We start from the raw sequence: 10,481 nt of genomic DNA, 5'->3' as shown, positions 1-10,481 counted from the left end.
CCAAGACTGCCTCCCAAAAAGAAGCCTTGAATCTGATTTGCGCCTAAAAGGGAATCCTTAGAGTCCACACCACCTAGCGCGATAGTCGTCGCAAATCGGCTCGCGCTTTCGCTGCCAGAGGATCGTCCGGATGCCTTGCGATGAAGAGCTTCAGCGACTGAACCGTGTTCAGTCGTCGCGCCAGTTGATATTCCTCCTCCACTGCCAGCTTGGGATCGCGTGCAGGGGGCGTGGTACTTTTGGTGGCAGTGCCAAGCTTTTCATCCGAAGCGACAGCTTTGGCCATGGAGAAATGACCTTTCTGAAGCAAACGATCCGAATCCGGCGGAAGAATTGTTGCAGCCAGCAGAGAGATCGTAAACGCCCTTCGCATTGCCTTTTTGCGTAGCACTTTTCGCATTTTTCCGTTGTCGGTTGACGTATCGCGTTAGCTGCGTTCGTCGACAATTACCTTTCCGTCATTTGGCAATGACTTAGGCTCGACCCAATCCACGCTACCTCCGAGTTTTGTTACGTTCCGGAGTGTTGCGACAACCGCTTCCATGAGGCCGGCGTTCGGACTGGCTGTCTCTGCCTTGAGGGTCATTAGGTCGCTTTCGCCCGATCGCGTCACGACGAGGCGCAGCCGCCCGAGTTCGGGATGGCGCTTGCCGATCTCGGCGATCTGTTCCGGCCGCACGAACATGCCCTTGACCTTGGTGGTCTGGTCGGCCCGCCCCATCCAGCCCTTGATGCGCATGTTGGTGCGCCCGCAGGCGCTTGTCCCCGGCAGCACTGCCGTGAGATCGCCCAGCGCGAGCCGGATCCAGGGGTGGTGCGGATCGAGCGAGGTGACGACGATCTCGCCGACGTCACCGGGGGCGACGGGATCGCCAGTGCCGGGCCGCACGATTTCGAAGATCAGGTCCTCGTTCACGACCATGCCGTCATGGGCCTCGGTCTCGAAGGCGATCAGGCCGAGGTCGGCGGTGCCGAACGCCTGGTAGGCATCGACGCCGCGCGCTTTGACCTCGTCCTGCAGCGATTTCGGAAAGGCCGCGCCGGACACCAGCGCGCGCTTGATCGAAGAAACGTCGCGCCCGGCGCTTGCGGCGGCATCGAGCAGGATTTTGAGGAAGTCCGGTGTGCCGCTGTAGCCGACCGGCCGATAGGCCTCGATCAGCTCGAACTGGGCTTCGGTGTTGCCCGGGCCGGCCGGGATGACGGCACAGCCCAGCGCCCGTGCCGAGGCGTCAAAAATGAAACCGCCGGGCGTCAGATGGTAGCTGAAGGTGTTGAGCACGACGTCGCCGGGCCGGAAGCCGGCCGCAAACAGCGCCCGCGCGCCGCGCCAGGGGTCGGCATGAACAGCCTCAGGCTCGAAGATCGGCCCCGGCGAGGTGAACAACCGTCCGAACGACCCCGGGAGGCCCGCCACGAGCCCGCCGAAGGGTGGTGCGGCCTTGTGCAGGGCAGGGAGCTCGGACTTGCGCAGCACCGGCAGGCGCGCCAGTGCGGCCCGGTCGGTCACGGAAGCCGGATCGGTGCCCTTCAGGCGCTCGGCATAGGCAGGCGCTGCCATCGCCCGGCGCAGCACGTCCGGCAGCCTCGAGAACAACTCCGCCTCGCGCTGGATCGGCTCACGCGTTTCAAGGGCGTCGTAATGGTCGGTCATGAGTCATTCTTTCTTTCGTCATCCCGGGGCGCGCGAAGCGCGGGCTATGATGTGCATTGCGCATCTGAGGCCTGCGCCAAGAGGCGCATCCCGAAATGACGGCTGTTACAGCCACCGCTTCCGTCTCTTGAAACTCTTCAGGTTCTTGAAGCTCTTGCGCTGGTCGCCGGCGCCGCCGAGGTAAAACTCCTTCACATCCTCATTGTCGCGCAATTCGTCGGCCGAGCCGTCGAGCACCACCTTGCCCTGTTCCATGATGTAGCCGTGGCTCGCGACCGAGAGCGCCGCCCGCGCGTTCTGCTCCACCAGCAGGATGGTGACGCCGAGGTCGCGGTTGATCTCCTTGATGATCCCGAACACTTCCTTGACCAGCAGCGGTGACAGCCCCATCGACGGCTCGTCCATCAGGATCATCTTCGGGCGCGCCATCAGCGCGCGGCCGATCGCCAGCATCTGCTGTTCGCCGCCGGAGAGGTATCCGGCGAGCCCCGTGCGCTCCTTGAGGCGCGGGAAATAACGAAAGACCATGTCGATGTCGGCGCCGACCTCGTTGTCGGTGCGGGTAAAGGCGCCGAGCTTGAGGTTCTCCACCGACGTCATGTCTGAAATGATGCGGCGGCCCTCCATCACCTGGAAGATGCCGCGGCGGACGATCTTGTCGGGATCGATGCCGTTGATGCGCTCGCCGTCGAACACGATCTCGCCGCGGGTGACCTCGCCATCTTCGGTCTTGAGCAGGCCGGAGATCGCCTTCAGCGTCGTCGACTTGCCGGCGCCATTGGCGCCGAGCAGTGCCACGATCGCGCCTTTCGGCACCTCGAGGCTCAAGCCGCGCAGCACGAGGATGACGTTGTCGTACACCACCTCGATGTTGCGCACATCGAGCAGCGGCGCGGAGGTTGGCGCCGCCGCCGGTGCGCGATCAATTTGAGTTGCTTCTGTCATGTCTGATCACCTGCTGCCGTCATCACCCGCCTTGTGCGCAATTGCGCACTGGGGGTGATCCAGTATTCCAGAGCCGCCTGCGATCTTGCGGATGGGCTGCGGCGTACTGGATCCCCGCTTTCGCGGGGATGACGGCGGAGTGTTAAGGTTGCCCGGAGGCAACCCGCTAGATTACCAGCCCAGCCATTCGGCCTTGCGCGGCAGGTCGATGACCTTCACCTTGTCGAGCTTGATCGCGCCGTTCTTGACGAGATCGTTGAGCGGCGCGTCGGTCGCACCGGTGACCTTCATCCGGTAGAGATCGACCTTGAGCGTGCCGCGGTGGTCCTTGTCGGTCCAGGTTGACGGATTGCAGACGCCGTCCATGCCGGCCGGCACCCAATCCTTCTTCTGGTAGAAGCCCTTCTTGACGTTCTCGCCGGTGGCGCCGCCGTTCTTGGCAGCCCATTCGACGGCTTCCTTCATGTAGAGCGCGGTGCAGACGCCGGCAATGTAGTGGACCGGACGGTAGGCGGTCCCGCCCGCGTCGGACATCTTGGAGATGTCCGTCACGGTCTTCATGCCGGGGGCATTGCCACCCCATGCCACGGCGGTACGCAGCGGAAACACCACGCCGTCGGCGGCGGCGCCGGCGGCCTTGGCGGCATTCTCGTCCATGCCCCAGACGTTGCCGAGGAACTGGACGTCGACGCCGGCAGCCTTGCAGGCGTTCAGGACCGAGATGTTCGAGCCTGCGGTGTTGCCGAGATAAGCGTAGTTGGCGCCGGAGCTCTTCAGTGTCAGGCACTGTGCGCTGTAGTCACCCGGCGTCAGCGCGAACACGATCGGCGGCAGCAGCTCGAAGCCGAGTTCAGCCGCGATGGCTTCACCCGCGGCCTTGGGCGCGTTCGGATAGGGATGGTTGGCGCCCATATGGACGAATTTCGGTTTGCCCGGCTTGCCTTTCGTCTTCCAGTCTTCGGCAGCCCAGGTCAGCATGCCGCGAACGGCGTCCGAATAGCTTGGGCCATAGAAGAAATTATAGGGTGCGGGCTTGGCCTTGCCGCCGGCGCCGGTCGGGTCCGAAAGCGCTGCGGCGTAGGATGCCGAGATGTCGGGGATCTTGTCCTCGGCGAGGAAGCCGGTGAGCGCTTCGGTGTCGGCGGTACCCCATCCGAGAATGGCTGCAACCTTGTCGGCGCCCGACCATTTCTTGTATTGGGCGATCGCGCGCGGCACCTGATAGCCGTAGTCGACGGTATCGACCTTGACCTGGGTGCCGTTGATGCCGCCGTTCTTGTTGATCCAGGCATAGGTGTCGGCGACGCCCTGTCCGAACGGCGTTCCGACGTCGGACGTGGCGCCCGAATAATCGGCAAGATGACCCAGCGAGATCGGGGCTTGCGCGCTGGCTGAAGTAACGCCGAGCAGGAGCGCAAGCGAAGCGGTACTCAATAAAATCTTCATCGTCATTATACTTCCTCCGGTCTTTTGTTGAGGTCTTTTGTCGTCGGTCCCGTTCCTTCCTCAATGCGAGAACGGGTAGAGTTTCCAGTAAGCCTTGATGCGCCGCCAGCGGTGCGCGAGTCCGTCCGGTTCAAAGACCAGAAAGACGATGATGATGATGCCGATGGCCATCTCGCGCAGGAAAGCGATGTTGTTCTTCAATCCCAGGAATTGGTCGATCGGGCTGTCGCGCAGCGCGACGCTGAGCCATTCCATCGATTCCGGCAGCAGCACCATGAAGGCCGTGCCCATCAGCGTGCCCATCACCGAGCCAATGCCGCCGATGATGATCATCGCGAGAAAAATGATCGAGCGGTCGATGCCAAAACCTTCGTTGGAGACCACCTGGTTGTAATGCGCATAGAGCGCGCCGCCGACGCCGGCAAAGAAGGCGGCGAGGCCGAACGACAGCGTGCGGTATTTGGTGAGGTTGATACCCATGATCTCGGCGGACAGATAGTGGTCGCGCACCGCGACCAGCGCGCGGCCGTCGCGCGAACGGATCAAATTGGTCACCAGCAGATAGCAGACGACGACGTAAGCGAGCACGACGTAGAAGTATTTCTTATCGCCGCGCAGCGAGTAGCCGAAGATCGAGAACGGCTCCGCGCTCGCAGGCACGCTGCCGCCGGTGAACCATTCGGCGCGCGCAAAGAAATCCAGCAGGATGTATTGCGCGGCCAGCGTCGCGATCGCGAGATAGAGTCCCTTCAGGCGCGCCGCGGGCAGCCCGAAGATCAGGCCGACCGCTGCCGTGACCACGCCCGCGAGCGGAATGCAGAAGAACACCGGGATGCCGAACCGGTTCGACAGATAGGCGGAAGTGAAAGCGCCGAACCCGAAGAAGGCGGCGTGGCCGATCGAGATCTGGCCGGTGAACCCGACCACGATGTTGAGGCCGAGGGCTGCGATGCCGAAGATGCCGATCTGGATCAACAGGCTGAGGGTGTATTCATTGAGAACATGCGGCGCAAAGCAGATCAGGATGATGCCGACGATCATCGCGTTGCGGCTGGTCCTGGTTGGAAACACGGTGGTGTCCGCCGCATAGGTGGTGCGGAAGTCGCCGGCGGGGATCAGGGTCTGGGTTGCCATGATGGATTACACCCGCTCGATGTCTTTGGTGCCGAACAGGCCATAGGGCTTGATCATCAGGATGATGATCAGCGCATAGAACGGCGCGATTTCGTACAGATTGCCCCAGTGCAGATACTCGCTGTCGAGGAAATGCGCGAAGTTCTCCAATAGGCCGATGATGATGCCGCCGAGCACGGCGCCGCCGACGCTGTCGAGGCCACCGAGGATCGCCGCCGGAAACACCTTGACGCCATAGGCCGAAAGGCCTGCCGAGACGCCGTTGACGACCGCCACCACGACGCCGGCCACCGCCGAAACCGTCGCCGAGATCGCCCAGGCCATTGCGAACACGCTCTTGACCGAAATGCCGAGCGACTGCGCCACCTGCTGGTTGAACGCGGTGGCGCGCATCGCGAGGCCGTATTTGGACAGGCGGAAGAACCACGCCATGCCCACCATCATCGCCAGCGAAACCGCAAGGCTCATCAAATAGACGGTCTGCACCTGCAGTCCGAGGATGTTGACGTTCTGGGTGGTAAAGACGCGCGGAAACGGCTGCAGATTGACGCCGAATATCCATTTCATCAGCGCGGAGAACACGGTGGACAGCGCAATTGTCACCATGATCACCGAGATGATGGGTTCACCGACCATCGGGCGCAGGATCACCACCTGGATGGCGATGCCGAACAGGAACATGAACACCAGCGTGATCGGCATGCCCAGATAGAACGGCACCTGGTATTTCGTCAGCAGCCACCAGCACACCCAGGCGCCGATCAGCAGCAATTCGCCTTGCGCGAAATTCACCACCTGAGTGGCCTTGTAGATCAGCACGAACGACATCGCGACCACGCCATAGAGCGTGCCGACCACGAGGCCGTTGACCAGGAGCTGGATCAGAAGCTGGGTGTTCATTGGGCTGTACGAGGTGTTAACCTCTCCCCGCGTGCGGGGAGAGGTCGGATTGCGAAGCAATCCGGGTGAGGGGGAGTTGCAGCATGCGCGCTGCTAGAGAAATCAAGACTGAGCGCTCCAGGCGCCTGCGAAAGGCTGCGACGGATTCGGAGGTGGCACTTTGGTATCGGCTGCGTTCGCGCAGACTGGGCGGTTATAAGTTCGTCCGGCAAGAGCGAATCGGTCCTTACACGGTCGACTTTATCTGCCGTGAATGTCGTCTCATCATTGAGGGGGATGGGGGGCAGCACGCGGACAACCCGCACGACGTTGTCCGCGATAAATGGCTTGTCGATCACAACTACCGGGTTCTTCGGTTCTGGAACAACGATGTGTTGAGGAACATGGCAGGCGTGCTTGAAACAATCGCGACCGCGCATGCTGAAGCTCCCTCTCACCCGGATCGCTAACGCGATCCGACCTCTCCCCGCAAGCGGGGAGAGGTGAGGCCTCATCGTTCTGGGCGAAACCTCGTTCATTCCGCGGCCTCCGCGAGTGCCGCGTTGGTGCCGAGATCGACCACCCGCAGCGTGGTGCGGATGCGCTGGGTGGTGCCGTCCTGGAAGCGGATCACGGTATCGACGGGTATGTCGCGTTTGCCGCCATAGATCGCGTCGATGATCCCGGCATATTTCTCGTTGATGACGCTGCGGCGAACTTTTCGGGTGCGGGTGAGCTCGCCATCGTCGGCGTCGAGTTCCTTGTAGAGCAGCAGGAAGCGCGAGATGCGCTGCGCCGGCGGCAGCGTGGCGTTGACGGATTCGACCTCCTTGCGCACCAGTTCATACACTTCGGGGCGCGAGGAGAGGTCGGTGTAGGTCGTGAACGAGATGCGGTTCTTCTCCGCCCATTTCGAGATGATCGAGTAGCGGATGCAGATCATCGCGGCCAGCGCATCGCGGCCGGCGCCGAGCACGACGGTCTCGGCGATGTAGGGCGAGAACTTCAGCTTGTTCTCCAGATATTGCGGCGAGAAGCGTTCGCCGCGCGAAGTCTCGGCGAGATCCTTGATGCGGTCGATCACGACGAGCTGCTGGTTGTCGTTGAAATAGCCGGCGTCGCCGGAATGCATCCAGCCGTCCTTCATGTCGGCGGCGGAGGCTTCCGGATTCTTGTAGTAGCCGAGATACATGTTGGGGTGACGCACCACGATTTCGCCGACTCCGTTGATGTCGGGGTTGTCGACGCGAATCTCGATGTCGGATGCCATCGGCACGCCCGTCGTATCCGGATCGACCTTGCCGGCCGGATGCAGCGTGTAGGCCCCGAGTAATTCGGTCTGGCCGTAGAGCGTGCGCAGCGGCACGCCCATGGCCTGGAAGAATTTGAACGTATCCGGCCCGAGGGCCGCGCCGCCGGTGGCGGCCGAGCGCAGCCGCGTGAAACCGAGGCGGTCGCGCAAGGCGCGGAACAGCAGTTGGTCGGCGAGCAGGGACTGCTTGCCTTGCGCCAGCGCCGCCAGGCCCGCCTTCATGCCGAGGTCATAGAGCTTTTGCTTGAGCGGCGAGGAGTCCATCACGCCGGCGCGGACATCGGCGGCGATCGATTCCCAGACCCGCGGCGCGAACAGTACGAAGGTCGGTGCGATCTCGCGGAAATCGTGCATCATGGTCTCAGGCTCTTCGACGAAGTTGACCTTCATCCGGCAGAGCAGCCCTTTGCCGAGGGCGTAGACCTGCTCCATGATCCAGGGCAGCGGCAGCACCGAGACGTATTCGTCATCCGGCCCCTTCGGATCGAAGCTGAGATACGTCGCGCAATGGCGGAGCACGCGCCCGGCGGCCAACATGGCAAGCTTGGGATTGGCCGTGGTGCCTGACGTGGTGCAGAGGATCGCGACATCCTCGCCTTTTGTGGCGTCCACCAGGCGGTTATAGAGGCCGGCCTCGCGCGCGGCGCGGTCGCGCCCCATGGCCACTAACTTGTCCGCTTCCATCAGGCGCGGGTCGTCGTATTTCCGCATGCCGCGCGGATCGGAATAAACGATGTGCTTGAGGTTGGGCACGCGCTCGGCAAGCGCCAGCAGCTTGTCGACCTGTTCTTCGTCCTCGGCGAACACCAGTTTGGCTTCGCCATAGCTCAACAAATAGGCGGCTTCCTCATCGAGCACGTCGCGATAGAGGCCAAGGCTCATGCCGCCGATGGCGTGCGTGGCGATCTCGGCCGCCATCCAGTCCGGCCGGTTGTCGCCGATGATGCCGATGACGTCGCCGCGGCCGAGCCCGAGTTCGACCATGCCCAGCGCGAAATCATGCACCCGGGTCTGGTAGTCGTTCCAGGTGAAGACGCGCCACAGGCCGTGATCTTTTTCACGTAGCGCGATCTCGCCCCCGTGCTCCTTCGCGTTGAGGCGGAGTAGCTTCGGATAGGTGTCGGCCTTTGCGGCGCGTCCGGCGTAATCCATCATGCCGCGCTCTCCGCCGGCGTGTCGTCCGGATCGACCAGGGCTTCGTCCTCTTCACCGAGATAAGCGCGTTTGACGTGGGGATCGGCCAGCACCGCGGCCGGGTCGCCCTCGGCGATCTTGCGGCCGAAATCCAGCACCATGACGCGATGGGAGATATCCATCACTACGCCCATGTCATGTTCGATCATCATCACGGTCATGCCGAACTCTTCGTTGAGATCGACGATGTAGCGCGCCATGTCTTCCTTCTCTTCGAAGTTCATGCCGGCCATGGGTTCATCGAGCAAAATGAGTTGCGGCTCCAGCGCCATGGCGCGCGCCAGTTCGACGCGCTTGCGCAAGCCGTAGGGCAGGGTGCCGGCGGTCGCCTTGCGCACCGACTGAAGGTCGAGGAAGTCGATGATCTCTTCGACCTTGCGGCGGTGCTCGAGTTCCTCGCGCCGCGCGCCGGTCAGCCAGTACAGCGATCCCGTGATGAAGTTGTTCTTCAGCAAATGGTGCCGCCCGACCATGATGTTGTCGAGCACGCTCATATGGTGGAACAGCGCGAGATTCTGGAAGGTGCGGCCGATGCCGAGCGAGGGCCGCGCATTGGGATTGAGGCCGGTGATGTCCTTGCCGCGATAGAATAACTGGCCTTCGGTCGGCTTGTAGCGGCCCGAAATGCAATTGACGATCGAGGTTTTCCCGGCGCCGTTCGGGCCGATGATCGAAAACAACTCGCCATCGTTCACGCCGAAACTGACTTCGGTCAGCGCGCGGACGCCACCAAAGCGCAGTGATACCCCGCGCACTTCCAACGTGTAAGCCACTCGTTCCTCCAGATACGGCGCTTAGGCAGCGCTCTTTATCTATCGTTCGCAATGGTCGTCGCGATCCTACATCGACGGGTACCGCCAAGCCATCCGACTAATGATGCCGCGCGCCGCGCGATGCCTTCGTCGTCCTGCTCGCCGGGATCACATGCGCGGTAACGCCGCACCCGCAATCTCCGTCGTTTCCCGTGCGCCAGCAGCTTGTCCGGTTAGGCCGTAAGTCGGCTGGCGCGAGGTGGCTCTCAATAATGGAAAGCGTTACGTTGAAATGTCATGTGCCTGACAATTGGCCAGCAAATTTCGACGGCGTAACGTGCTTGCGGTCCTCCACCGATCGCGCGGAACGGGTACCCCGGGCTGCTGTTGCAGTGCAATATGACGAAGGCAGAGGTCGCAGGCGATAGTCGATGAGATCATGATTGCTCCGGATTCCCTGAAACGCATCGCATCCTGGTCACGCGAATTGAACGATCGCGAGACCGAAATCGCGCGCGCCGGCATCGTCGAAAAATCCTACCGCGCCAATGAATTCATCTTCATGCGCGGCGACCCCTTCGAATACTGGACCGGCGTTGTCACGGGTCTCGCCCGGATGGGGATCGTATCCCGCGGCGGCAAGGCCGCCAGCTTTGCCGGCCTGACGGCGGGCGCCTGGTTCGGAGAAGGCTCCGTGCTCAAGAACGAGCCCCGGCGCTACGACGTGGTGGCGTTGCGCGACACGCGTCTGGCGATGATGAACCGTACGACCTTCATCTGGCTGTTCGAGAACAGCGTCGGATTCAATCGCTTCCTGGTCCGGCAACTCAACGAGCGTCTGGGGCAGTTCATCGGGCTGCTCGAATACGGCCGCACGCTGGACGCGACCGCGCGCCTGGCGCGGTCCATCGCTTCCTTGTTCAATCCCATTCTGTATCCCGACCTCACGCCGCATCTGGAGATCACGCAGGAGGAAATCGGGGCGCTGTCGGGCATCTCCCGGCAAAATGCCAACCAGTGCCTGAAGCGGCTGGAGAAGGAAGGCCTGCTCCGGCTCGAATATGGTGGGGTGACCATCATCGATCTCGATCGGTTACGCCGCTATGGCGAATGACACCGGAAATCCGCGCACCGCGGGTCGTGTTTCTAACTGGAATAGGTTTAC

Annotated in this window: 10 protein-coding genes; 2 read left to right on the top strand and 8 right to left on the bottom strand. The window is 62.3% G+C overall.

Features of this window, described 5'->3' with window-relative positions; translation table 11 throughout:
- Window positions 1–73: 73 nt before the first annotated feature.
- The 6 genes from JQ629_RS15350 to JQ629_RS15325 all read right to left on the bottom strand — a co-directional run bounded on the left by JQ629_RS15350 (window position 74) and on the right by JQ629_RS15325 (window position 6,079).
- Window positions 74–400 (bottom strand): hypothetical protein, encoded by a 327-nt coding sequence (locus tag JQ629_RS15350; RefSeq protein WP_212413401.1) that lies wholly within the window; start codon window positions 398–400, stop codon window positions 74–76.
- Window positions 401–427: 27 nt separating this feature from the next.
- The gene (locus JQ629_RS15345; protein WP_212413400.1) at window positions 428–1,654 is read right to left on the bottom strand and encodes a phenylacetate--CoA ligase family protein; all 1,227 of its coding nucleotides are present in this window, start codon (window positions 1,652–1,654) and stop codon (window positions 428–430) included.
- A 105-nt stretch (window positions 1,655–1,759) separates the two neighbouring features.
- On the bottom strand, window positions 1,760–2,599 hold the full coding sequence (locus JQ629_RS15340) for an ABC transporter ATP-binding protein (protein ID WP_212413399.1): 840 nt from the start codon (window positions 2,597–2,599) through the stop codon (window positions 1,760–1,762).
- 171 nt (window positions 2,600–2,770) lie between these two features.
- Complete coding sequence (locus JQ629_RS15335) at window positions 2,771–4,051, bottom strand: ABC transporter substrate-binding protein (RefSeq protein ID WP_212413398.1); 1,281 nt, start codon at window positions 4,049–4,051, stop codon at window positions 2,771–2,773.
- A 54-nt stretch (window positions 4,052–4,105) separates the two neighbouring features.
- On the bottom strand, window positions 4,106–5,179 hold the full coding sequence (locus tag JQ629_RS15330; RefSeq protein WP_212413397.1) for a branched-chain amino acid ABC transporter permease: 1,074 nt from the start codon (window positions 5,177–5,179) through the stop codon (window positions 4,106–4,108).
- A 6-nt stretch (window positions 5,180–5,185) separates the two neighbouring features.
- Window positions 5,186–6,079: a branched-chain amino acid ABC transporter permease gene (locus tag JQ629_RS15325; RefSeq protein WP_212263968.1), complete on the bottom strand. Its 894-nt coding sequence runs from the start codon at window positions 6,077–6,079 to the stop codon at window positions 5,186–5,188.
- 83 nt (window positions 6,080–6,162) lie between these two features.
- Between JQ629_RS15325 and JQ629_RS15320 the strand changes: the two genes are divergently transcribed.
- Entirely contained in the window at window positions 6,163–6,528 is a 366-nt protein-coding gene (locus JQ629_RS15320; RefSeq protein WP_212413396.1) for an endonuclease domain-containing protein, read from the top strand.
- Window positions 6,529–6,593: 65 nt separating this feature from the next.
- On the opposite strand, the gene JQ629_RS15315 is transcribed toward JQ629_RS15320, so the two are convergent.
- Window positions 6,594–8,525 (bottom strand): long-chain fatty acid--CoA ligase, encoded by a 1,932-nt coding sequence (locus JQ629_RS15315; protein ID WP_212413395.1) that lies wholly within the window; start codon window positions 8,523–8,525, stop codon window positions 6,594–6,596.
- The gene (locus JQ629_RS15310) at window positions 8,522–9,337 is read right to left on the bottom strand and encodes an ABC transporter ATP-binding protein (protein ID WP_212263970.1); all 816 of its coding nucleotides are present in this window, start codon (window positions 9,335–9,337) and stop codon (window positions 8,522–8,524) included. The genes JQ629_RS15315 and JQ629_RS15310 overlap by 4 nt, the downstream gene beginning before the upstream one ends.
- Window positions 9,338–9,755: 418 nt before the next feature.
- On the opposite strand from JQ629_RS15310, the gene JQ629_RS15305 reads away from it, so the two are divergent.
- Window positions 9,756–10,430, top strand: coding sequence for a Crp/Fnr family transcriptional regulator (locus JQ629_RS15305; protein ID WP_212413394.1), 675 nt, complete (start codon window positions 9,756–9,758; stop codon window positions 10,428–10,430).
- Window positions 10,431–10,481: the final 51 nt, after the last annotated feature.

It is taken from the genome of Bradyrhizobium sp. AUGA SZCCT0222, from assembly GCF_018130205.1.
Classification (GTDB): Bacteria; Pseudomonadota; Alphaproteobacteria; order Rhizobiales; family Xanthobacteraceae; genus Bradyrhizobium.
Note: the sequence above shows the minus strand (reverse complement) of the source record. Positions and strands in the feature narration are given on the sequence as shown.

Bases quoted from the DNA above. Each gene is read 5' to 3' on its own strand.
- JQ629_RS15340 (WP_212413399.1), bottom strand. From the start codon at position 2,599: ATGACAGAAGCAACTCAAATTGATCGCGCACCGGCGGCGGCGCCAACC.
- JQ629_RS15330 (WP_212413397.1), bottom strand. From the start codon at position 5,179: ATGGCAACCCAGACCCTGATCCCCGCCGGCGACTTCCGCACCACCTAT.
- JQ629_RS15345 (WP_212413400.1), bottom strand. From the start codon at position 1,654: ATGACCGACCATTACGACGCCCTTGAAACGCGTGAGCCGATCCAGCGC.
- JQ629_RS15335 (WP_212413398.1), bottom strand. From the start codon at position 4,051: ATGACGATGAAGATTTTATTGAGTACCGCTTCGCTTGCGCTCCTGCTC.
- JQ629_RS15325 (WP_212263968.1), bottom strand. From the start codon at position 6,079: ATGAACACCCAGCTTCTGATCCAGCTCCTGGTCAACGGCCTCGTGGTC.
- JQ629_RS15350 (WP_212413401.1), bottom strand. From the start codon at position 400: ATGCGAAAAGTGCTACGCAAAAAGGCAATGCGAAGGGCGTTTACGATC.
- JQ629_RS15305 (WP_212413394.1), top strand. From the start codon at position 9,756: ATGATTGCTCCGGATTCCCTGAAACGCATCGCATCCTGGTCACGCGAA.
- JQ629_RS15320 (WP_212413396.1), top strand. From the start codon at position 6,163: ATGCGCGCTGCTAGAGAAATCAAGACTGAGCGCTCCAGGCGCCTGCGA.
- JQ629_RS15315 (WP_212413395.1), bottom strand. From the start codon at position 8,525: ATGATGGATTACGCCGGACGCGCCGCAAAGGCCGACACCTATCCGAAG.